This window comes from Cylindrospermum sp. FACHB-282 (assembly GCF_014697195.1).
In the GTDB taxonomy this organism is placed as follows: domain Bacteria; phylum Cyanobacteriota; class Cyanobacteriia; order Cyanobacteriales; family Nostocaceae; genus Cylindrospermum.
This window is the reverse complement of record NZ_JACJRJ010000032.1, coordinates 1-24,182: the sequence shown is the minus strand read 5'-3', so window position 1 is coordinate 24,182 and position 24,182 is coordinate 1. Positions and strand designations below refer to the sequence as shown.

Here is a 24,182-nt window from a genome sequence, read left to right as displayed (position 1 = left end):
TAAAACCGCGAGAGTACTGAACTTATTATCCTAGATACAACCAGGAATCTTAGATGTAAATACTTATTTGTGAATATAAGAAGTCAGCACAAATTTAGTAATATATTCAGAATGGTTACAACATTGATAGCGAGGATGAACACTCTGCTGACTAGTATTCAACTCCCAATCTGAGTTAGTTACTGAACATTCTTCAGAGAGAGCTAAAGCAGCTATAGAAGTGGTAATTATACTATGGGTATCAAAATATAGAGAAATTTCATAATATTTCTCTTGCACCTTTCTGATTTGTTTTTGTTTTGTACCTGTTGATTGCTGGCTCATTAGCAGCCCTAATAAAGCATTGACAGGAATTTGCTGCTCGTCAATACGTAAACTAGAGTAAAAAGGTATTGCGGCAGGCCATGAACCCTGAGCATCCATAAAATCTAACAATCGTAATTGTGACAATTGCAGAGTTCTCCCTCTAAACCCTAATTCAGCCATACAGAGGATTGCTAAAGCAGTGGAAAATGCTACATCATAAATCCCAAAAGAATAATCATCATTCATACTGGCAAGGATATCAGCCAAAAGTTGCTTCCGTAGCAATGCTGCTGATTCATCTTTACTAACAGCGCAAGCTACAACCCAATCTACAAGATAGGGATTAGCAAAATATAAACCACTGCGGTTTGCCATCCCAGCAGCGATGTATTCTGTTGAGGTTTTAGTCTCTAAACCTAATTTTTGCCGTAAAGCCTTTACCAAACAGGTAGTCGCATAATCTGATTGACACCAATGAATACAGCTTTTATCAACCACCATTTTTTCTGCTTGTTTGTCCTCAGACCAAAGTTGAGGATAGTAACCCCCCAGCCCATCGGCAAAAATTTCTAAAGCTTCTACCGACTCTGAGTCATAAAATCCCTGTAGTATCAAGGCTGAATCAGTTGCAGTAATTAATCGGTCGGTGTGAAATGCCCAGAGTTTATTTTGACGCTTACTCAGTAAAAATTGCCTCAATTCCTCACAAGCATTGACAACCGATTTCCTCAGCATAACTAAGCCAGGGTCTTCAATGCTGTTCGTCAAAATCATTTTTGCTTGATTCAAAGCTTTTAAAACAAAGCCTAAGGGTACTAAGTCTCCATAGGAAAATGACTTAGCTGGTGGTGCTGGTTGACAAGTCATCGCCATAGATTGCTGGCAAGCAACTTGCGCTAGTTGTGCTAGAGTTTGGAAACTCTTGTTTCGTCCCCAAATAACTCTGCTAGTAGCTGCTTTTAGCAAGCCATCTTTTAAATGTTCATCAATATCTCCATGACGCAGAAAAAACACATTACAATTTGCTGTCCGACTAAAGTGAGATAAAATCCCTGCATGAATATGAGTTGGTAGACGGTTTTGAAAGTGAGCTAAGTAGTAAGAATCTTTAGTTTCACCTCCCACAAACTTAACTCCTACAGCTTTGAGTAGTTCATAATCTTTTTGAGAAGGTTGTTGATTAAAAATTGCCTGGGCTTTGCCATAGCCAGCTTCAATTTTGATATGTAATAAAACGGGAGAAAAAGGAGACATTTCTCCAAGTCCAAGACAATCTGCTGCGTCTACTGGAAATAAAGCTAAGTGACCTAAAAATCGGTCATGTAGAGAAGTTTTTATCTGCTCAGAAGTCCATGTTTTGCCTGAAATCGGCTCAATTAGCTTGGGTTCATCAGAAAATGCCAAAAACCTACCTTGACTACAGAGAACCACATGACTGTAGGGTTCTAAATCCAGTTCAGAGGGTAGATGGTACATGGCTCTAGTGATGGCTGCGTTAGCTAACTTACGTATAGCAGACAAATTGAACAACACCATCCACTCTAGAGGCGCAGGTAAGGTTTTGAGGATTTGGGAAACTAGCATTTTATTTTACTTCTCTCAAATAGGTTGGTCATAATTTTTCTACTTGATGGGGAAACCAGGAATTATGTTATTAAAAATTTGATATCAAATTTTTGATATCAAGTTTTTGATATCAAGTTTTGTTTTAAAGCACTCAAATTTTTGTAAGAACGAGTAACTAAATGATTACTGGCAAACAAGTATGCCTTTGCTTGTAAAGATTCACTTGATTGAAAAACAACTTTTATATGATGTAATCCCTTCAGAAATATCCACTCATACTGTGGTCCCATGATGCGTGATATTTTCAATAGGTTACTTGGGAATAAATCTTGATTAGAGTTTTCGCGGATATATCCAGGATATTCTAATAAGGCATCACGTTTTTCAGAGATACATAGCCCTACATCTACCAAATAATCGAGAAATAACTGCCATTTGGGTTCTTGCTTTGGTTGCTTTTCAAAATAACATTCCAAACCAATTTTAGGAGATATAACTTCACCTATATCTAAATCCAAGTCAATTCTTGTTACTAAACTAGATAATTCATTTAAAATTATGCTTAGTTGCTCTATGGAACCAGACCAGTTAAGTTGCTCAAGATAATTTAATATTTCCTCTGGAGAAATATTGCGGATACAAATCCTGACAGCATCCGATTTTCTCGCCAACATTACTCCAACCTGGAAAACATAAGCATTTTTAGGTAATAAATCAAAACACTGAAAAAGTTGGTGTTCTACAGCAGAGGATAAATCTTGTTTTAAAAGTAGCTTTAGGGCTATTTGAGATATCCATGTATGAGGATATAAATAAGCTGGAGTGTCTGAGTAGGTATGTGCAGGTGCGTAAACTGGTTGTGGCCCAAAAAAGCAACTAGGAACTGGGATATCAGGATGGCTATCATCAACATCAAACTCTAGCCACATATTATTCACTTTTTCATATAAAGCAGAGGTGTCATTATTCCAATGTTTCCCAAATTCATATATGCGATTCCAAATATGATGCTGCATCAAGAAATCTGGCAATTTAACCACATAATCATCTTCTCCTAAAATTTTACGTCCAGCTTCACTAGCATCTAGACAAATTAGAAAATCAGCTTGAGCTTTTTGAATACCTAGTTGACACTCAAAACCAAAAAATGTAGTGATTGCACTTGGTATGACCTGAGCAATTTTTTGAATATTATTGATGTTTTCATTAGAAATTAGTTGGCTAGGAATATAAGGTGCAAGGGTTGCCAAATAATTACCAAGAGAGTTTTTGAGAAGAGTCATAATGATGAAAATGATTGGTTGCTAAGATAGAAATAAATTTCAACTAAAATTCTGATTACCAGATTTTATTGTTCATTCTTGTACTCATAGCCTTTATCTTCTTTTGAAAGAACTTGAAAATTAGGAATTTTCTCAAGGCGACTACTCTGAAGAGTATACTGTTCGCAAACTAGACTTATTCGCGGCTGTGAAACTTTTTTCACCTGATTAACTGAGTGTGTGAGATTTCCTCTAAAGTAAGTAAGACTATTTTCCTGGGGTATAATTTTTCCTACTTCAAATTTACCCGCTTGTAGTATCAGTTCTCCTCCTTCCATATCTGGTGGTACTTGAATATAGAAAACACTAACAAGATTTGGAATTGTTAATTCTCTGCCATGTTTAGAAAGGCTCATATCAACATGAGGAGCAATACTATTTCCTGCTTCGATTATCAGAACATTGAAATAAAAAGCATTACAAGCTTCTTTAAGTACCAAGTTTGAATAATCCTCCAAAAAAGGAAAGTTATGTTTAAATTCACTAATACCCGAACGTTTAAATGTGACTGCAAAACCATAATTTGTTCCAAAAGCATCACCAAATGAATTTAAATGATGTAAACATGGAGAAGACAAAACTTGATGCTGTAATTCTTTTATATATTTTGTGCTAAAAACGCTATGATACTGCCAGTAATTCCTAAACAGATTGGTAATATTTCGGGTTTGGGATTGCATCTATTTGACTCGCTGCTTATTTCGACAAGTATTTGATTAAGCAAGTGCGCCTGCTAAAATTTCAGCCTTGCCATTTACTACATAACCATCGCCAATTTTCCAAGGGACAACCTGAGATAAGCATCCTAAATTTTTTAGTTCTATTGCAACTGCTGGTATAAGTTTCTCATCATTGACTCCAGGCTGGCCTATTTCTGCCCAACTATCTGCATAAGGAAGACAAGATTTGGCCTCAACAATCTTGCAAATTTCTGCCACTCCTGTTGGACCAAGGGTAGCAAGATGTTCTCCTTCTGGTTTATTAGTAACTGATAAAATTTGAGGATTACTCAGCAAATTACCAAGAATATCAATGCCCCAACTAGATAAATTAGCACCGATAGAATTGTACGACAAAGGTTGAAAGTTACTCACGATATAATCAACCTTGCCAAATTTTTGCTTGACATATTCTGCAACATCGAACATTGAACCCATAGGGTCTTGTCCAGCATCAATCAAGAACCAAGAAGTGTAGTATTCTGTACGCAGTAAGTAAGTATTACCCCAATTTCTTAAATTTGGGTGCTTCGGTTGATTATATTCTGGAACTAAAGGTTGTTCTCCGTAAAATGGTAGGATATTGATTTCTATATCCCCAACCATTATTGGATCTGCATTCCAATCTACACAAGTAACATTCTTAAATCCCAGGATTTTTAATCTTGCTTCCATGTCCTCACAAATAATTGAACCTCTAGGAACTTTAGGAACAAAAATTGGGATTTCTGGAGAGAACATCATCAAAGTAGGATAATGCCAATGATCATAATGGCTATGGGAAATTAAAATCGCATCTACACTTCCCTCCAATTGAGCGCGAGTAATATCATTTTTGATGTTGGAGATGCCATAGTTTGAATGAAGATGTGGATCTACTAAAATCCCTGTAGTTTTAGTTCTATAAAGCAAAGTTGCATGTTGTAAGCGAAAAATGCCTGGTTTTTTTTGAGGAATACTCTTCCTTGAAGGTTCTTGTTCTCCGACAATTTTATATTTGATCAATTTATCTAACAAATCAATTGCATAGCTACTTATTTGTTGACAAATTTGCTTATAAGTTAAATTAGACTGACCACAAAGATAAAGTAAGTTATGTATATCTGGCAAAATAGATTCATTTTCAATAATCTCTTGACCTACTTTAGACAACAAGCGTTGTTTATTTTGATAAGAAAAGCTTGTGATTGGGTTGTGGTTGAGAAAAAGAAACTCATCTTTTAAAGAAAAGCTTTCAGCTATATTGTTAGCTCCATATTCAAAATATGACTCTGCTAACTGCTGGTGCTTTTTGGCTGCTTTGGTTATAGCTTTTTCTAAAATATCTCCTACTACCAAATTATCCAATATTTCTTGAATAAAAGGTTGAATTTTGTAAGAAATATCATCATTTTTGTTTAATGCGCTTAGTTCAGATCCATTTTTGAAGGCGATTACTTTACTCATATCAGTTTTCCTTAATTTTTAGAGAATAAATTTATGAAGGGTGAAAAGAATAACAGGCTGGCAATAAAATGATACAAACCACGAAAAATCATCTCTATTCACATCTTGCGTCCATAAAATTTGATGTGATTTAATCACGCAGTAGGAATTACAAACCTCTGATTTAGCGAGAGAAGCCAATAAAAATAAGGTAGCCTTATTGCGCATCTTTTTAGGATGCTTGGGTTTGTACAGTGAGGTCCAAGATAAGAGTCTAGAGGAATGCGGTCAAATTGCAGAGATAATTCTTTAGTAACCGCGTCTATTAAATCAACCAAGACGGCATAAACCCAATTCGCAATTAAATACAAAAAAGCTCTTAATTGTTAATTAACGGGTAAAAGTCCCCACCCCCGATACTTTTTCCAGGTTTTCGTCAGAGACTGCCAAGGACAAATGATCCTCATCAACAGACTCTTTAAAAGGTTGTTGTTGGCTTAGTTCGCCAGGTTGAGCGTGTGAAGTTGGTTTTTGGCTGTTGTTATCTTTCATAAAATACACTCCTTTTGGTGATACTTTTAAGTGAAACATGGTTTAAACTGTAGAACAATGTACTATTTTGATTTAAATATCACTGATTTTTTGTAAGACTGCTTGTTAGGAAGAGATATTACAATAGACCTCTTGCAAAAGTCCCAGATGCGTGGGACAAGTAGGTTAGACTAGGGTAGCATTTATAACCTACGAACAAGTAAATAGCCTAAAGCCAATTTCCTAGTAAAATATATAGACCTCTTGCAAAAGTCCCAGATGCGTGGGACAAGTAGGTTAGACTAGGGTAGCATTTATAACCTACGAACAAGTAAATAGCCTAAAGCCAATTTCCTAGTAAAATATAAGGAGACCAGAAGTATGGGCGTTTGTCCTGTTTAATGAGAAATAGTTGCGCACTCTGAAGTGCTTCTGATTTAGTCATCCCAGTCTTCAGTTGTTGGTAAAACTGACTCATGGCTTGAGTGACAGATTTATCATCTACTGACCACAAGGTCGCTAGAGTGCTACGCGCACCCGCCCGTACAGCTATACCAGCTAATCCCAAGGCTGCTCTTTTGTCTCCTCTGGCGGTTTGACAAGCACTGAGTACAAGTAATTCGATAGGGCTAGTCTGATCGTTAAGTTTAACTAATTGATCAAAATCTTTGGCTTTGAGTAACTGATCCCACATGAGAATAAAAGTTTCTTCAGGATTAGAACTAAACTCACCGTGAGTAGCTATGTGAACAACAGAGAAGGATTTAGACCTTAGCTGCTTCTGTAGGTTAGTTTTAGTAAATGCCTGATTGAATAGTTGTCGACTGGGAGATACTTCCGACGTAATTTCTGCCAATTCACGCTCTACATTTTGGAGCGTGGGAAACTCGCGGTTTTCAATTTGGCGTTTTTCTCCTATTCCACCTGTTAAAACACTTAATTTGATATTTTGCAGAGGTTTGGGGTTAATAAGTTGTAGACCAGGTGCGGAGGCGATCGCATATTTCTCTACTAAATATTTCTGCTGTTGCTGATCATAGAGAACAGCCATCGGTATACTTCCTAATACGCCATCAAGTACAAAAACTAAAGTCTTAATGTCGCTGCTTGTTAACTCTGGTTCAATTGGTCTAATTAACCAATCATATATTTTTTGAGATTTTTCCTGCACTTTAATAGTTGCAGTTACATCTAGCAAGTATTTTCTCAGTTCTTTTACTGTATCCTCAAGTTGAGCTTTGGCTACTATAGTCTCATAATGCAGCAATTTTTCTTGTGATGGTAATTTCAGTATCACCTCTATACGGTCTGGTAAAATAATCGGATAGATAAATGTGGCTTGTGGGTCTTGTTTTTCAATTACTAAATCAATTGTTTGTTTAGGCTGTAAACAGGCTGACCGAAAGAAGTTATCTAGCTCTGCCAATTGCAAGGATTCAATTACATAACGAGCTTTCTGGAGATAATCTTGATTGCTGTCCAAGTCATCTGATATTGAAGCACTACTATCTTTATTTGTTTGCAACAGCAAATCCACTAACTCTCTATATACTGGCTCGACTTTTTCTCGGAAGGAAAACTGCACATCTGAGTTAACCGCCATTAAATCACTACGCAGAGATTGTAAAGTGTTGTATGCTGCATTGTATAGTGTAATTGCTTCTTTAATATTACCTTGGCTTTTTAGTAAGCGTCCTAACTGCCATTGCCACTGATAGCTCATATCCGATGCCTGAATATTATTGGCGATCAATAAAGCCTTCTGTGTGAAATCTTCCGCATTAGCTAATTGCTCTGTTTGTTCATATAACCAGCCCAGAGTACCCATAGCATAAGATTCTGCTCGCTTGTCTTCCAAGCTTTGCCCCTGCTCAATGGCTTTTACCAAGATTTGGGCAATATCTAGCCATGAGGGACTATCTAATGTAGAGTTCTGTTTTAGTCTGGCTAGATTCTGGGCAAAGTTAACTTGAGCATAAACTGTCATGCGACTAGGAGGCAACTGATTAATTTTTGACTGAATTTGAGATGATAATTCCGCCGCAGTGTGCCATTGCTTTGTTTCCACAAGCAAGCTAAATTGATTCAATAGCAATTGAACACGGGTACTTGTAGGAACAGATATATTGAGAGCCTGTTGATAAAAGCTGAAAGTGGCTTGAGTATCGCCTTGGAGGCGGGTTGTATGAGCCAGACTGATGAGAGCCTCAGCGATTTGTTGATTGGCCTGCAAAGATAAAGCTATTTTTAAACTCTGCTGTAATATCTGTTTTGATTGATCTAAATCACCAATTGCTTGCAGAACATCACCAAGACTACGCAGTGCTGTAGCTTTTAAAGGTGATTCTGCTTGAGTTGCCAGTTTTTGCTGAATATCACTCAGCATTTTCTCAGATTGAGGGAAAAGCCCTAAAATTTGTAAAGCTTGGGCTGAGTTAATGCGATTGCGGATAAATTGAGTCGGTTCGCCGATTTTTGTATAGATATTAGCCGCTTGTTGCCAAGTTTGCACTGCAGCTTCAGTTTGTCCTTGTTTTAATTGCCAGCGTCCTTGAACATCGAGAGTTTGAGCCTGAAGAAGCGATCGCTCTGGTGATTTTTCTAAATTTTCTAATAAGCTGAGACTTTGAGCGATCGCCGCTTGTGATTCTTTCCACAAGCCAAGTTCTTGTTCAGCTAAGGATAGATTCCTTAAAGCCATTGCTTGCCGCAGTTTATCCCCCTCAGCAGCATAGTTTCTGGCAGCTTGCTTTAAAATCTTGACGGCATCACCAAATTTTTCAGTTTCATATAGGATTCTCCCCTGTTGTGCCAAATTTTCTGTGTTATTTAAATCTGAAGTCTGTGATTTTACCCCAACTCTCTGGGCTGTACTAGGCAAAATCATTCCTACTAAAAATAATGTTACCAGGATGCTCAAGCTAACATGGCGTTGCCATTTTCTAGGCAAATGTCTGCTTCTAGATGGGAATCTCCGCCAAAATTTACTAAGTTCAAACAACATAATTTATATAAATTCATTTTAGCCCTATTTCGATACAGCACAGGTGGCTGGTTGCTGCTCTTGATTTTGAGCCGTCAAATTTGTGGAACTGTCTATGAGTAATATTTCGCCTTGAATAATAGTCTTCCAACCTGTAGCTTCAACAATCTTGACTGGTTGAGGAATATGAGAATTTATGGTTACAGTTTGAGCATCGCGGTTATTATCTTTTGGATTGAGAGTTGCCCAATCTAGCTCAACTTGATCGCTGTGAAAAACTTCTCGAGGATTTTGTGGTAAACCACCTCTGCCTGTAACTACAAAACTACTTTGATTTTGACTAGCACTAACTTGACAACCTTGAGCAATTTTTATCTCTACTGGTTGATTGGGTAAGTTAATCAACCCTTGATTGGAGTTAGTATCCCGGATGATGATTTGGATGCTACCACTTAAGTCTGGACTTGCTCCTGTAGCAGTAATGTCGCTTAGTTCAGTAGGTGTATTGCGGGGCTGGATGCCAAAGATACTTTCAGCATTAATTATCACTTGGCCACCGCGAGATTCAGCCGAATTAGCACTAATATCACTGTTTTCTTGGGGAACAGCCACAATGAAACCATCTGTAGCATCGATAGTGATGTTACCTCCAGGAATGTTTTCGCCAGTGGCATTGGTAGTGATCGCACTTTGATTACGTAATATAACTAAAGGCGATCTTAAGAAGATATTGCCCCCACCACCACTAGTATCAGCGTTGATTTTTCCCTGGTTATTCAGACTAATAAAACTAGCGTTAATGTCTATGTTTCCGGCATTGCCTCGGCCTAGACTGCTCACAAATACTCCACCTGGATCTGTGATTAACAAATCACGGGTATTAATCGTTAAATTGCCAGCATCTCCTGTGGCATCAGCCCCCGATGTCGCAGACAATTGAGATGTACCAGTTAGATTAACAGACTCAGCTGTGACGCTTAAATTTCCGCCTTTTCCTGCACCAGACGTACCAACATTAACTTGTGCACCATTTTGAATTAATAAATCACGGGTGTTAATTGTCAAATCTCCCGCATTTCCTGTGGCATTACGCTCCGATGACGTAAACAATCCAGTGGTAGAATTAGAAGTGGATGCACCAGTGATATTTACAGACTCAGCCGTGATGGTTAAATTGCCTCCATTTCCCGCACTAAACGTACCAACACTAACTTGTGCGCCATTTTGAATTAATAAATCACGGGTGTTAATCGTCAAATTGCCGGCATCTCCTGTGGCATTAGTATCCGATATCGCAAACAATAAACTAGCAAAACCATCAGTAGATGTACCAGTGATATTTACCAAGTCAGCATTGACAGTGAAATTGCCGCCTTTTCCTGCACTAAACGTACCAACACTAACTTGTGCACCATTTTGAATTAATAAATCACGGGTGTTAATTGTCAAATCTCCCGCATCTCCTGTGGCACTAGGCTGCGATGACGTAAACAATCCAGTGGGAAACCCATTAATGAATGTACCACTGATATTTACAGACTCAGCCGTGATGGTTAAATTGCCTCCATTTCCCGCACTAAACGTACCAGTTGCAACTTGTGCGCCATTTTGAATTAATAAATCACGGGTGTTAATTGTCAAATCTCCCGCATCTCCTGTGGCATTACGCTCCGATGTCGCAACCAATAAACTGGCATAACCATCAGTAGACGTACCAGTGATATTTACAGAATCAGCATTGACAGTTACATTCCCGCCGTTTCCTGCACTAGACGTACCAACAGTAATAAATGCACCATTTTGAATTAATAAATTACGGGTGTTAATAGTCAAATCTCCCGCATCTCCTGTGGCATTACCCACCGATGAAGTAAGCAATGCACTCGGAACATTAGAAGTAGATGTACCAGTGATATTTACAGAATCAGCATTGACAGTTACATTCCCGCCGTTTCCTGCACTAGACGTACCAACAGTAACAAATGCACCATTTTGAATTAATAAATCACGGGTGTTAATAGTCAAATCTCCCGCATCTCCTGTGGCATTATCCACCGATGAAGTAAACAATACACTCGGAACATCAGAAGTGGATGTACCAGTGATATTTACAGAATCAGCTGTGACAGTTATATTCCCGCCCTTTCCTGCACCCAAAGTGCTGGTACCAACTTGTGCGCCATTTTGAATCAGTAAGTCATTGGTTTTAATTGTTATGCTTGCGGCATCTTCTGAGATAGTATATGCTTCGAGCCTAGAATCATCAGTCAGAGTGACTCGCTCACCCTGCACTTGTATATCTGTACCACTAACAATAATTCCTGCCTGTTGGGATATGTCAATATTCCCGAAGTTCTGAACTAGATCATAACCCAAGGCAAAACCTGGATTGTTGGGAGTGATGCTGACTAGACCCGAACCTGCAACACTACCTAGTTCTATCCGTCCGCCAATATTCCTTAAGGCTGCTCCCTCTATGATCAAGTCACCACCTACTAAAGCTAAGGTCTGATTATCTTGCACCCGCAGAGCGTTATCTGTATCAATTGTGAAGCTGCTGGTTTCACCATTACCTTTGAGTTGAATTGAACCTGGGTTTCTCTCAAATTGCAAGCCAATAGGTAGATTGATACTCAACAAAGGTGCAGATTGAGGATTCTTAGCACTAAATTCCACATTATCAGCAAATTTAACGCTACTGGCTGTACTAGCAATAAATGAACCACCAACATCCAAACGGGCATTTTCACCAAATATAATGCCATTAGGATTGATCAAAAACAGATTAGCTGCGCCATTAGCGCGGATTAAACCATCAATATTCGATATGGATTGACCTGTAACTCGACTAATGATGTTTTGAATATTCGGGGCATGATTAAAATATGCTGTGTTACCTGTGGAAATAGAAAAGTCTTGAAAACTGTGGAATAAATTGTTTCCTGCTTGAGTACCACCTTGAATATTAATGATGTTACTGTTGGTCGTGACAGTAGAGTTCTGGCGTAGAGTGGTATCTGGATTAATTTGAGCAATGGCAGTGTTTCGATCCCAAATTATCGCACTTATGAACGCAGCGATCACCATTTTTAATCTGATTACACTACTTAAGCGTATATTTGCCGTAGTATACATAACATCTTTGATCACAAAACAACCAGCGGGATGGTAGAAGGAATTAATAACAAATTGAAGCTAATAAAACGATTAGGCTACGGTTTTCGTAACTTTAGCAATTTTAGGTTACGAAGTCTCTTAAACTGGCACTTTAGTATTAATTTTGCATAAAGGGAGTAGTAGAACCATATTTTGTTAATCTATTTATCAAGAGCAGATTTCAATAACCAACTGTTAGAAAACATTTTTTCAATTTTTTGGGTTAACTTACATTAATTAAAGTATGTTATCCTAAGTATTTATTTTTTAATATTAAGCTTGGTTTAAGGATCAAATAAATCTTAGTTATGTTCTTGAAACCCTTGTAGTTTGGTAGGTGCTGCTTTTCAATAAACAAAACTACTTAAAATATTGCCGAAAATAGCTGACTTTTCAGGGGAAGTCCTAAAACACCTGTCAAGGCAGAGGGTAAATGCAGTTATGTCATTCTTTTTTATGCCAGTCTCATTGCTTATCTGATTTTACAACTTGTATCTATTCCCAAACAATGAGGTGATCAAATATTAGATAAATTCAGCTATTTCCAAGCATGTATGTGCCAACAAATCAGTTATGTTCATTGGTTTGAGGAAATAATTGTTTGTTGAGTAGGCTACTCTTTTTAGGCTTACTTTTTTAAATATGTAAATTTTTGTATCGAAGTTGAACATTTCTGATTTTTATGTTAACTATGTTAATGTTATTTGATAAAATCATAAGATAATAAAATTAATACAGAATTAAACACAAGTACATTATTTTGTAATGTGTTATGCTAAACCCTATTTTGGAGGAACTGATGAATTTAGAATTAGTACTCAAAGATATAGATAGTGTAGTTTTTGCTAAAGTAGGTCGCCATTTAAGAGATGTGGAGATAGTTGTACTCAAAGGAGCTTGGGAAGCGAAAACTTACGAACAGATGCAAGATACTTGTAAATATAGTTTGAATTATATTAAACAAGCCGCTGCTCCCAGACTGTGGAAATTATTATCAGAAATATTAGAAGAAGATATAAGTAAAACGAATTTTCGCTTTGTCGTTGAGAGAAGATGGCAAAGTCAACTAGAGAAAGTCTCAACCGTCTCTTCATTAGCAGTAGATATAGATAGAAGACAAGCCAGTCCTAGTAGAGACATATACCAAAATGCCAGTGAATTACCAGATATTAACATCTTCTATGGCCGCACTCAAGAACTTACTACATTAGAGCAATGGTTAGTTGGCGATCGCTGCCGAATAATTGCCGTTGCAGGTGTAGGGGGAATTGGTAAAACAACTCTATCTATACGCTGCATTCAACAGGTACGCGATCAGTTCGAGTTTGTTGTTTGGCGATATCTGCGGAGTGCGATAACAGTTAACAACCTCTTGGCTGACCTGAAACAAATTTTCTCGCTGCCATCACAAAATGATTCGATACAAAACTTAGATAGTAAAATCTCCAATCTCATAGGTCACTTACGCCAACACCGATGTCTGATTGTTCTGGATACAGGATCGTCAATTCTTCAAAATAGCCTGGGAGGAGATAATCGAGAAGGATATCAAGGTTATACCCAGTTCTTAAGACGATTGGCACAGGAATCTCATCAAAGTTGTTTGATGCTAATAGCTCGTGAGAAACCAAAAGAAATAGCTCTCATGGAAGGAGCTATTTATCCGGTTCGCTCTTTATATCTCAGGGATTTAGGCTCACAAGCAGAGGGAATATTGAAAGAGAATAATTTGTTAGATACAGATAAATGGAAAGATTTGATTCAACTTTATAGAGGTAATCCCTTAGCATTAAAAATTGTTGCTAGCACTATTCAAGAACTGTTTGGTGGTAAAGTTAGTGCTTTTCTAAGACAGGAAACCATTGTGTTTGGTGAGCTGAATGATATTCTAGATGAGCAATTTGAGTGCATATCAGCTATGGAACAAGAAATCATTTGTTGGTTAGCGATCGCCTGTCAACCGATTTCCTTATCTCAATTACGTTCTGATATCTTAGTACCCATAAATCAAGCAGAATTTATCGAGGCTCTGAGGTCACTGTTGCGGCGATCGCTCATTGACAGAATTGTTGTGGAAGAAGAAGTTATGTTATCGCTCCAGCAGCCTGTCCTTTGTCAATACGTTATCAATAAAATCGTTGAGCGTATTTGCCAAGAGATTCAAGAGGTTTGCAAGACTCAAAAGATTGATAAAATGGAACTTTTAAGAACTCTGAATTTAGCTAATAATAAACAAACAGATCAAAAAATCAAGGAAATACAAGTCCAAGTACTGTTGAAACCAATCAAAAATCGGCTATGCAAAATTTTTCAAGATGAATCACTGATTGAGGCTCAACTAACCAAAATCCTCTCCCTCCTACAAGGGAAAACTTTACTAGCTGTTGGATATGCTAGCAGCAATCTTCATCACTTACTTTTAGAACTCAAATTAGATACTAATGCTAGTGCGATCCAGCGTAAATAAAGTTACTATCTAAGAATCAATATTTTTTTCTGGCCCTCCGGGTGACTAGTAATATTCCTTTTGTCAAGTGTCAAATAGGGGTAAAGTTACAAATATTAGTAACATCTTTGATATTATTAATTATGAGAATGTCATTTGTTTCTATGGTACGTAAAAAAAGGAATTAAAAAACCTGTTGTTTCAGCCTAAATATAACTCAAGATTCAGAACTCAACGCTTTTACCAACTGGGGAATTAAAGCTTTCAATGCTTTACCCCGATGACTAATTGATTTTTTCTCTTCCGGTGTCATTTGGGCAAAAGTTAATTGCTTCTCTGGAACGTAAAAAATAGGATCATAGCCGAAACCGCCATCACCAAGGCTTGCAGTCAAAATTTCGCCACGACATACACCTTCAGATTGTAAAGCGATCGCACCATCAGGACTAGCGATCGCAATTGCACAGGCAAACTGCGCTTGACGATTCACCCCATCACCCAATTCTCTCAATAGTCTAGCGATGCGTTCTGAGTCGGTATTGCCATATCGCGCAGAATATACCCCTGGTGCACCATTCAGGGCGTCTACTTGCAAACCAGAATCATCAGCAATCGCCCAATTTCCTGTAGCTTTGGCAATTTCTGAGGCTTTAAGACAGGCATTAGCCGCAAAAGTTTCACCTGTTTCTTCAACGTCTAATTCTTCTGGTTTGAGGGTTAATTCCCAACCAGAATCAGCAAGGTAAGCTTGCATTTCCCGCAATTTACCGGGATTTCCTGTAGCGACTACGAGTAATTTAGTCATTGGCGATTGGTGATTGGTGATTGGTCGTTGAGTAATCAATAGACCGCTTGCAAAAATCCCAATTTATTGATACATCCACATCAACACACTTAAATTTAATCTGTATTAATCTGTGTAAATCTCGTGGTTTATCTGTGGTTTAATGTTCGTAAAATTGACTTTTGCAAGAGGTCAAATCATTTTATTCTGCCCAGGTTTTCGCCCAAGCGAGAGTTTGATGCACTTGTTCCATTGTGGGGGCTTCGCAGTAGAGGCGTAACACTGGTTCAGTACCACTAAAGCGAATCATTAACCAACTATTATCAGCTAGGCGGTATTTATAACCGTCAATTGTTTGACAGCCAATCACAGCTTTCCCGGCAATTTCCGTTAAAGGTTGGGTTTGCAGTTGTTGCAATAACCGCTCTCTCACAGACATACTTGCTAGGGGTAAATCGATGCGATCGTAAGCTGAGGTGAAATTAACTTGTTTTTGCAAGTAGCGATAATAATCACCTAAATCTAGCCCAGATTCAACTACCGCCTCTAACACATACAATGCCGACAGCAGGGCATCCCGTTCGGGTATATGGCTACCATAACCAATTCCTCCCGACTCTTCACCACCTAGCAACACATCTGCGACTAACATTCTATCGGCAATGTATTTGTAACCAACTGCTGTTTCAAACACTGACAGGTTATGGAGTTTGGCCACAAGGGGTATCAAGTCAGAACCACTAACTGTTTTGACAATTTCTCCGCTAAAGCTGCGCCGTAGGGTTAAGTGGTCAATTAAGATTGGGATTAATATTTGGGAACTCAAGAAGTTTGCTTCTCCATCCACTGCGGCGATGCGATCGCAATCTCCATCAAATACCAACCCCACCGCTAAACCTGAGTTATCTATTTCCCGGTGATTCTTGATGAATGTAAATAGACTTGAAAGGTATTTCGGCAAGGGTTCCGGCGCACCGCCACCAAATAGGGGGTCACGGTTACTGTTGATTTCTTTTACTCCAACACCTAGTAGTTTCTCTAGTCCGCCGGCAGCCGCGCCGTGCATCACATCAGCAAAGATTGTTAGTTTGCCAGAAGCGATCGCATTTTGAATTTTAACAATATCGACTTTACCTTTTAGTGCTCCTGTATAACTCGGCCAGGGGTCAAACTTCTCTTCTTTGCCTGGGGTGGCTGCTGGTGAAACTCCCACCGATAACAGCCCTTCAATCTCTTTGGTAACTTCGGGCGGCACTGATCCACCAAAAGCACCTTTGACTTTTAAACCTAAATATGATCCAGGATTATGACTAGCTGTAATTACCAGTGCCCCTAAAGCGTTGAGTTCTTTTGCTGCCCAGCTAAAAGCTGGAGTTGGGGCAAAGGTTTCACTCAGCAGCACGTCAAAACCGACTGCGGTGACAGCATCGACGACAACACGGGCAAATTCTTCTGCCATAAATCGGCGATCGTAACCGACAATTATTGTCCGGCTACCCACCGTCGAAAAATATGTATTATATAACACCTGTGCGGCAACTGGCGCGACCAAGGCCAGGCGTTCAAAGGTGAACTCTTCACCTATTACGCCCCGCCAGCCGTCTGTACCGAACTTGATTGAGTTAGCTACAACTGGCATGGAGGTATCCTATTTGTCTATCTGGAGGATTCTAGCATTTATACAGTGTAGGATGTAAAAAAAAGGTGTATTTCTCAGGTGGTATTTATACCAAAGTTAGGGAATGTCTTGCAGCTGCTAATGCGATCGCCTGTGGTAAAGTCCGATGTTCCTGAACTTGAATTCTGGCATGGAGTGTTTCTGGTGTGTCGTCTGGGAGTACTGGCACTGCTGCCTGGATCAAAATTGGCCCACTGTCTACCTCTAAACAAAGTAGATGCACAGTACAGCCAGTAATTTTCACCCCAGATGCCAAAGCTTGTTCTACAGCATGAATACCCTTGAAACTAGGTAACAAGCTGGGATGGATATTAATCATCTGCTCAGGAAAAGCATCAATTAATACTTGTGTCACCAGACGCATCCAGCCAGCCATCACCACAAATTCCACATCATATTGCCGCAATTTCTGCACAATTTGTCGGTCAAAATCTTCCCGGCTTTTGTAGTCACGGTGATTCAATAAAACTGTTTCTACACCCCAATTTGCTGCCCGTACCGCTGCCTTAGCCTCAGGATTATTGTAGATTAAAACTTGAATGGAGGCGTTTAGCTGCCCGTCTTGGATAGCTTGGGCAACTGCCTCAAAATTGCTACCATTCCCAGAAGCCATAATTCCCAATTTCAAGGGGGCGCTTGGTGTAAATTTTTGGCTAGAGATGATGGGAGAAATTAGACTAACAGAGGCAACATCTATTGTGGAATTCTGACTCATACCAATTTGGAATTTTAAAGTTTAAATGTTTGAGCGTTTTGAAACTAGCCTATCCCAATTCAAGACCATCCACAATCAAGGTTTTAACAAAAATAACTCTACACCGACATTCAGTAACGAAGATTTTTTATGAAAACATCCCGCTTTTCTCGTTTACATCTGCTGGATAATGATACAGTTGCCGCCTGGGTTTTTCTCACACCAGCACTGATTTTGCTAGGTGTATTTATCATTTGGCCAATTGCCTATTTGTTTTACCTCAGTTTCACTGCTGGTAGTTTCACCTCTACAGGTATTTATTGGGTAGGCTTTAAAAATTACTGGCGCTTGCTACTCAATGGCGATTTCTGGCAAGTTGTGGTTAACACCATTTATTTTACCCTTGCCACTGTCCTTCCCAGTTTAGTTATCCCCTTGGGGTTAGCGGTGCTATTAAATCGCTCCCTAGCCTTGCGGGGCGTCCTGCGGAGTGCCTACTTTCTGCCTTCAATTGTCTCCTTGGTAGCAGCTGGTTTGGGATTTCGCTGGCTGTTTCAAACCACTGGCCCGGTGAATGCATTTTTAAATTTGTTTAGCGTTCCACCAATATCCTGGCTGGGTGATACGAGTTGGGCAATGCCAGTCATAATTTTATTGAGTATTTGGAAGCAACTAGGTTTTAATATGGTGGTGTTCTTGGCGGGGCTGCAAGCAATTCCCTCCAGTCGTTATGAAGCTGCGGAACTAGATGGAGCAAATGTATGGCAGCAATTTTGGTATATTACCTTGCCGGGCTTGGCATCTACTGTCATATTTGTGGTCGTCACCACTTCTATTTTTACTTTGCGGAGTTTTGAGCAAGTTTATGTAATGACCAGTGGTGGCCCATTGAATTCTACAAATTTGCTGGTTTACTACATTTATCAAGAGGCTTTTGCCCAATTTGATTTTGGTTATGCAGCGGCTGCTGCGACGGTGCTGTTAGCAGTGACTTTGGTATTAGTCTATGTGCAGTTACAAGCTTGGGGCAAGGATTAAAATTCTCGCTGGGAGAAAATAAGAATGGCGATCGCTAACAACATAACACTGTACAGCAACCCATAACCAGCATTGATAATTAATGCCATTGGGTCAGGTAAGGCTTGTAATCCATAAACGGCATCATTTTTCAAATCTAATCGAGATAAATCTGGCAATATGAGATATAACCCTTGAGTGAGTTTTTCCATACCAGAGTTACGGCTTAGACGGCCCAGCTGTACTAAATCTGGAGTAATATTCCCCATTAAATACACAGCAAATGTTAAGGCGGTCGCCAATAGGGAAGAAGTAAATACACTTAAGGTAATAGCCACAGCAGTAATTAAGGATAACTGCAAAAATAAGAAAATTACAGCAATGAGAATACTAGTCGTTTGGTAAGGAATCTGGCTAAATTGCAAAAAGACAAAATAAATTGCTGTCATTGCGGCGACTAATACCGCCAGCACCGCTGATAACCCCAAGTATTTACTGATGATAAATTCACTGCGGCTGATGGGTTTAGCCATGAGCACCAAAATAGTGCGTTTGTCAATTTCTTTGTTAACCAGTCCTGTACCCACAAATATTGTCACTATTAAGCCGCTTGCATTCATCGCTGCCAGGCCAAAGTCTAATAACATTTTTTCTTTGGCTGTGGCTGCAAATTCAGGAATGATGCGGCTGGCAAGGGCGAATAGAAACACATAAAAACCGATAATGTACAGGATGCGATCGCGGATCACTTCCTGAAACACATTCTTTGCCATCACGAAAATTCTGCCGAAGTTCATCATTGGTTAATAGTGATTTACTGCCGCGCTGGGGGTGTTCCAGCAATAAATTTATTTAGGCGATCGCAGACAATTTCTGCAACAGCGCCTTTATTATCTGGTTTATTGGAGGCTGAAACTGGGGTAATCCGACAGGATTTTTTTAGATAAAATCCCCGTTGATTGAAACTTGGCCCTGTCCAAATACTGAGGATATCTAATTGATAACCAGACTTAATATTGACTACACGTGGTTCAACACGCCATAGTTGCTTTTCACCAAATTTCACCAGGTTTTTTTCGATGACTCTATTACCCAGATTCCCTACCTGCTGGTTTGCATCTAATAGCCATCTCTCTACTTCTGACCAAGGTCTAGCTACAATTTGTTCTTCAACTAATGGTTGCAGTTTATTTAGCAGCACTACGCCATTTGGCGGAATTTTAACTTGGTTATCTATTCGCGTCACAAAGGTACGGCTCTGAAACTTATCTGCTAGCAAAGTAGGATATTCTTTGAGCCAATTATCCATAACAAAGTAAAACTGAATCCAGCAACTAATTAGCATACAACTAGCAACTAAAATTATAATTTTTTGGCGGTCTGGCAGCTTAGGAATTTGAGCTTTAGATTCTGTGCCAGTTCCTTCAAAAAAGTCTGGTATTGCTGTAATTAGTGCGGAAATTGTCGGCCAGAGAACGATTGTTCTTGATGTAATGATATTCTCCTGATGTCCAAATGCAAATACACTAACTAAAAATCCAGTTATCACTGCACCTACTGGCATAAAAGTACCAGGAACCCTTAAAGGGTCGTCAGTGGTATACCAAGCTGTCCCAGCCATTAAAAACAACCAACCACAAAGTGCAATTATATCTTTTACATAATCTGTAGCAAAATAAGAGAGGATCCAAGAAAAAACACTCAAATAAATTAATGTCTGCCAGGAAAAAGGCTTGGGTGGCATCAAGAGCTTTTGAATTCCTGAGAAGATATCTTCAATAAATTTGAAGATGCCAAATATATCTTTAAACAATGAATCCATATTTTTGCCTCTAATTTATTACGCTATTAATCATTTTTTCCTAACCCGCTCAATTAAGTAAATGCTACCTACCTCGAATTAATATAACTAAGGCAATTGCGGTATAACTCAGGGAATTTGCTATTAATGTGGTAGTAATTAAATTTGCATTTTGCAATTTTAATATGCCAAGACGACGCCCTCTCTGCCGCTGAGATGTTTCTGATTCTTCTACTTTTTTTATGCCTAATTCATTTAATGAAATTAAAAGAACTTTTAGCAACAAGAATTTTAACAAAAAAGTAGTGAAGAATATGATAAAAGCTGTAAAAATCACGAAGGTATGTATATTAGGTGATTTAAACTGGTTGAAAAAAACATAACTAATTAATTCTGATTTCGCCTGAATTGGCAGTATTGGCTCGACCATAAAAAACATAATCCAACCAATGACGCTGGAAAAAAGATTAATCGAAATGGCATAAAAAGTACTAGTCTTTTTGTCAAATTTTAGCCAGTGATGGAGAACATAGGCTTCTATGGGAATGGCGACCAGTAAAAATAAAAGGTGAAATAAAATTGTGCCAATGGGTAAAAGTCTGGGAATTGACAAATCTTCAGGCATAAATGGTTAATGGTAAGGGTTTACTGCTGAGAGTGTAACTGATATGGTACGAATGGTACCAATTTTTGATTTGGGAACGCTCTAGCCTAGGCTGTTTTCTCTGTTGGAAACAATACAAGCTATCCCAATTTGGTGTGATGGGGGCAATTATCGCATTGTTCTTGTCGTTTACTATCTTGGTATGCCAGTATACTCCTATTTATTTTTTTAATACATCCATCTGAACTTGATACAGAGGCACAGAGACGAAACAATGAGAATTTGCTGGTGCTATTGGTCAGGGTTTCACCCTGAGAGCGAAGTTCTGTAAGATAAGAGACTGCCACGTTAAAGCTTTTCGAGAAATGACAAGGAACGGTATCGGTATTCGCACGGCGCAAGTGCGTCCTGAACGGCTCACTGGTCAAATTCACGTCTATGATGGCGCGGGGAAAGGTAAGTCCCAAGCGGCCTTAGGGGTGGTTTTGCGCTCGATTGGCTTGGGAATAAATGCACCGAGCAATTCTAACCGCGTTTTACTACTGCGGTTTTTAAAGGGGCCAGAACGTGATTATGATGAAGATGGGGCGATCGCAGCTTTACAGCGTGGTTTTCCCCATTTAATCGATCAGGTTCGCACGGGTAGAGCAGAATTTTTTGGCAGCGATGAAATTACCCCCTTTGACCAAACTGAAGCGTCACGGGGTTGGGATGTAGCTAAAGGTGCGATCGCCTCTGGTTTGTATTCGGTTGTTGTTTTAGATGAAATTAACCCTGTCTTGGATTTGGGTTTGCTCTCAGTTAATGAGGTGGTGCAGACGTTAAAATCTAAACCCCAGGAGTTGGAAATTATCGCTACCGGACGGGCCGCACCGCAAAAGTTGCTGGATATTGCGGATTTACATTCAGAAATGAAACCCCAGCACCACCCGACAGCTAAAGCACTGTTAATTGAGGGGATCGAAATTTATACTGGTGCTGGTAAAGGTAAGTCTACTAGCGCTTTGGGTAAGGCATTACAAGCCATCGGTAGGGGAATCAATCATCCTGGTTCTACCCGCGTGTTGATTATGCAATGGCTTAAAGGTGGCACTGGTTATACTGAAGATGCAGCGATCGCCGCTTTGCAGCAGTCTTATCCAGAAGTGGTGGATCATCAACGCTGTGGTCGAGATGCGATCGTCTGGCGCAATTCTCGCCAAGAATTAGACTATGTGGAAGCGGAGAGGGGTTGGGAAATCGCCAAAACTGCGATCGCTTCTGGGATCTATAAAACCATTATCCTGGATGAACTTAACCCCACGGTGGATTTGGAATTACTCCCTGTAGAACCCATTGTCCAAGCTTTACTCCGCAAATCCCGCGACACGGAAATTATTATCACCGGTCGCTGCCAAAATCAACCAGCATACTTTGATTTAGCTAGCATTCACTCTGAGGTTTATTGCCACAAACACTATGCTAATCAAGGGGTAGAACCTAAACGGGGGGTAGATTTCTAAATTTAGTCATTGGTCATTAGACTAGAGACTGTGGACTTTTGGCTATTGATTATGGAAAACAGCAATATACTGGACTTGATTACTGGGGGACTGGCGATCGCTATTGTGATTGGTGGGATGCTGATGATGTTCACTACTGTATTCAGCACCAAATTCAACACCAAGAAAGGGCCTAAGAATTAGAAATTGGGGATTATGGGGATCTTCACTAATCAGACATAATTGAACTCACCCAGGTTTTCTGGGTGAGCAATCAGCAAAAAAAGCCTTCTTTTCACTTCCCCTTTCCTTAATTTAGTGGTTGAAATCTGGCAATTAATTCCTCACGGGAAAGTTGCAATAGTAGGCGAGTAAATTCTTCTGGTGGTAATGCTAATAATGGTTCAACAATGGCAGTAACTTCTGCATCTAATTCACCAAATCGGTTACGGAGTAAACTTTCAATAACGCGACGTGCTTCTTGTTGAATACCTTGCTGAATACCTCGCTGTTCTGCTTGGGCGAGTTTTTCTTGATAAAGTGGTCGCAAGCGCATAATTAACTCCCGATCTTCTGCTTCTATTGGTTGGTTAATGTTTAAGTTCTCTTGCAGTTGATAAAATAATTCTAAAGTGATGAGCCGCAAGGGGTCATCTGGAGAAAGCGCTTCTAGTTCGTCAATTGCTTGTTCTTGAACTTTTCCCCTGCCTAAAACTCTTAACCAGAGGGTTTCTGAGGTGCGGGGTAGTTGATGAATCACAACTACAGATGTTCTCAGTTTTTCTGGTAAAAAGTAAATTCCTTGATGCCAGTCTGCCTTTAAGGTAGCACCGAAACCGTCGAGAATGTTAGAGGATGCGGTGGGGGTAAGTATCCACAGTTTGGGTAAGTTGGACTCTTCCAGGTTGCGGTTGTTGCGGTTCGCTTCTCGTTGATATTCCCCACGCACTTCTAAGAGTTTGAGCAGACAGTCGCAAATTTCGCCAGATTTGGCAGGGTTGCGGTAAGGTTCAATGATGGCAGTGTTTTGGGTGAGTTTTGCTAATAACCCAAGTTTGGTAATATCGGGGGGTTGGTTAGGAACAAACCAGACATCTATCTGGCGCATTTCTCCAGCAACTCGGCGCGGTGCTTGAATTTCACCGTAAGGTGATAAGAGTTCTTCTAAATAGTCTTTGGCAAATTGATCATGTATAAATCTGGTCATGTTATAGTGTTATTAGGTTGTTGGTTATGAAGTTATAATTTTCAATTATCTTCCATAAAGAAAATGATTCTATCAATGATTAGAATTAGACGCAAAGAGTTTTTATCGACACCAAAATCTGTTTGCAACCCATGACATATTCCGTGACGATAAAGTCCATGATCCAGCGCTTCTGCTGATTTATATTTTTGATAGAGATTACTTATAACTTGCGGTAGGTTGGTAAGCAATAGCAGCCAATCTTCCTTTTGATTCTGCTTTTCCCATTCTTTTTTTAAAGATTCTGTTGCGGAATACATTTGATTTGGTTTCAGCGAATCAATTTTAGGTTTCGTTATAATATCGCTACTATAGGACTAATATTTGATTTTTGAAAAAGCTCCGTACATCTGAAGGGTGGGAAAATCAAAGGTAGTGTGTCGGATAAACCATTCAAACATCCATTTTAAATGAGAGAATGTT

19 protein-coding genes and 2 pseudogenes are annotated in these 24,182 nt (G+C 39.3%); 6 read left to right on the top strand and 15 right to left on the bottom strand.

Features of this window, described 5'->3' with window-relative positions; all coding sequences use genetic code 11:
* Nucleotides 1–63: 63 nt before the first annotated feature.
* The 7 genes from H6G32_RS16910 to H6G32_RS16880 form a co-directional block, all read right to left on the bottom strand.
* Entirely contained in the window at nt 64–1,890 is a 1,827-nt protein-coding gene (locus H6G32_RS16910) for a hypothetical protein (RefSeq protein WP_190460345.1), read from the bottom strand.
* A gap of 98 nt (nt 1,891–1,988) precedes the next feature.
* Nucleotides 1,989–3,155, bottom strand: a complete 1,167-nt coding sequence (locus tag H6G32_RS16905) for a hypothetical protein (RefSeq protein WP_190460342.1) — start codon at nt 3,153–3,155, stop codon at nt 1,989–1,991.
* A 65-nt stretch (nt 3,156–3,220) separates the two neighbouring features.
* On the bottom strand, nt 3,221–3,874 hold the full coding sequence (locus tag H6G32_RS16900; protein WP_190460341.1) for a 2OG-Fe(II) oxygenase: 654 nt from the start codon (nt 3,872–3,874) through the stop codon (nt 3,221–3,223).
* 36 nt (nt 3,875–3,910) lie between these two features.
* A complete protein-coding gene (locus H6G32_RS16895; protein WP_190460339.1) occupies nt 3,911–5,359 on the bottom strand; it encodes an MBL fold metallo-hydrolase in 1,449 nt (482 codons plus the stop codon).
* Nucleotides 5,360–5,728: 369 nt separating this feature from the next.
* On the bottom strand, nt 5,729–5,890 hold the full coding sequence (locus H6G32_RS16890; protein WP_190460336.1) for a hypothetical protein: 162 nt from the start codon (nt 5,888–5,890) through the stop codon (nt 5,729–5,731).
* 319 nt (nt 5,891–6,209) lie between these two features.
* The gene (locus H6G32_RS16885; protein ID WP_242046624.1) at nt 6,210–8,819 is read right to left on the bottom strand and encodes a CHAT domain-containing protein; all 2,610 of its coding nucleotides are present in this window, start codon (nt 8,817–8,819) and stop codon (nt 6,210–6,212) included.
* Between the two features lie 78 nt (nt 8,820–8,897).
* Nucleotides 8,898–11,939, bottom strand: coding sequence for a two-partner secretion domain-containing protein (locus tag H6G32_RS16880; protein WP_190460333.1), 3,042 nt, complete (start codon nt 11,937–11,939; stop codon nt 8,898–8,900).
* Between the two features lie 33 nt (nt 11,940–11,972).
* On the opposite strand from H6G32_RS16880, the pseudogene H6G32_RS16875 reads away from it, so the two are divergent.
* The 3 genes and pseudogenes from H6G32_RS16875 to H6G32_RS16865 form a co-directional block, all read left to right on the top strand.
* Nucleotides 11,973–12,140: pseudogene (locus H6G32_RS16875) on the top strand (transposase); the annotation flags it as partial.
* Between the two features lie 314 nt (nt 12,141–12,454).
* Nucleotides 12,455–12,616 (top strand): annotated as a pseudogene (locus tag H6G32_RS16870) (IS4 family transposase); the annotation flags it as partial.
* A gap of 191 nt (nt 12,617–12,807) precedes the next feature.
* Entirely contained in the window at nt 12,808–14,475 is a 1,668-nt protein-coding gene (locus H6G32_RS16865) for an NB-ARC domain-containing protein (RefSeq protein ID WP_190460331.1), read from the top strand.
* 196 nt (nt 14,476–14,671) lie between these two features.
* On the opposite strand, the gene rdgB is transcribed toward H6G32_RS16865, so the two are convergent.
* From rdgB to purN, 3 genes are all read right to left on the bottom strand, one after another.
* Nucleotides 14,672–15,259, bottom strand: a complete 588-nt coding sequence (gene rdgB / locus H6G32_RS16860; protein WP_190460330.1) for an RdgB/HAM1 family non-canonical purine NTP pyrophosphatase — start codon at nt 15,257–15,259, stop codon at nt 14,672–14,674.
* Between the two features lie 181 nt (nt 15,260–15,440).
* Nucleotides 15,441–16,877, bottom strand: a complete 1,437-nt coding sequence (locus tag H6G32_RS16855; protein ID WP_190460328.1) for a phosphoglucomutase/phosphomannomutase family protein — start codon at nt 16,875–16,877, stop codon at nt 15,441–15,443.
* A gap of 85 nt (nt 16,878–16,962) precedes the next feature.
* Nucleotides 16,963–17,631 (bottom strand): phosphoribosylglycinamide formyltransferase, encoded by a 669-nt coding sequence (gene purN, locus H6G32_RS16850; protein WP_190460327.1) that lies wholly within the window; start codon nt 17,629–17,631, stop codon nt 16,963–16,965.
* Between the two features lie 129 nt (nt 17,632–17,760).
* Here purN and H6G32_RS16845 point away from each other — a divergent pair, with 129 nt between their 5' ends.
* On the top strand, nt 17,761–18,648 hold the full coding sequence (locus H6G32_RS16845; protein WP_190460325.1) for a carbohydrate ABC transporter permease: 888 nt from the start codon (nt 17,761–17,763) through the stop codon (nt 18,646–18,648).
* On the opposite strand, the gene H6G32_RS16840 is transcribed toward H6G32_RS16845, so the two are convergent.
* The 3 genes from H6G32_RS16840 to fraC form a co-directional block, all read right to left on the bottom strand.
* Entirely contained in the window at nt 18,645–19,424 is a 780-nt protein-coding gene (locus H6G32_RS16840; protein WP_190460430.1) for an ABC transporter permease, read from the bottom strand. The genes H6G32_RS16845 and H6G32_RS16840 overlap by 4 nt on opposite strands.
* Before the next feature lie 17 nt (nt 19,425–19,441).
* Nucleotides 19,442–20,449, bottom strand: coding sequence for a septal junction protein FraD (gene fraD / locus H6G32_RS16835; protein ID WP_190460324.1), 1,008 nt, complete (start codon nt 20,447–20,449; stop codon nt 19,442–19,444).
* Nucleotides 20,450–20,513: 64 nt separating this feature from the next.
* Nucleotides 20,514–21,053: a filament integrity protein FraC gene (fraC, locus tag H6G32_RS16830; RefSeq protein ID WP_190460323.1), complete on the bottom strand. Its 540-nt coding sequence runs from the start codon at nt 21,051–21,053 to the stop codon at nt 20,514–20,516.
* A 344-nt stretch (nt 21,054–21,397) separates the two neighbouring features.
* On the opposite strand from fraC, the gene H6G32_RS16825 reads away from it, so the two are divergent.
* Together H6G32_RS16825 and H6G32_RS27125 are read left to right on the top strand one after the other, a co-directional pair.
* Nucleotides 21,398–22,534, top strand: coding sequence for a cob(I)yrinic acid a,c-diamide adenosyltransferase (locus H6G32_RS16825; protein WP_190460321.1), 1,137 nt, complete (start codon nt 21,398–21,400; stop codon nt 22,532–22,534).
* Between the two features lie 51 nt (nt 22,535–22,585).
* The gene (locus tag H6G32_RS27125) at nt 22,586–22,717 is read left to right on the top strand and encodes a hypothetical protein (RefSeq protein WP_255502436.1); all 132 of its coding nucleotides are present in this window, start codon (nt 22,586–22,588) and stop codon (nt 22,715–22,717) included.
* A 106-nt stretch (nt 22,718–22,823) separates the two neighbouring features.
* Here H6G32_RS27125 and H6G32_RS16820 read toward each other — a convergent pair whose 3' ends face one another.
* Nucleotides 22,824–23,720 carry a hypothetical protein gene (locus H6G32_RS16820; RefSeq protein ID WP_190460319.1) on the bottom strand — a complete coding sequence of 299 codons (897 nt, stop codon included), beginning with the start codon at nt 23,718–23,720 and terminating at the stop codon, nt 22,824–22,826.
* Nucleotides 23,721–23,761: 41 nt separating this feature from the next.
* Nucleotides 23,762–24,019 (bottom strand): hypothetical protein, encoded by a 258-nt coding sequence (locus tag H6G32_RS16815; protein ID WP_190460316.1) that lies wholly within the window; start codon nt 24,017–24,019, stop codon nt 23,762–23,764.
* Nucleotides 24,020–24,182 lie beyond the last annotated feature (163 nt).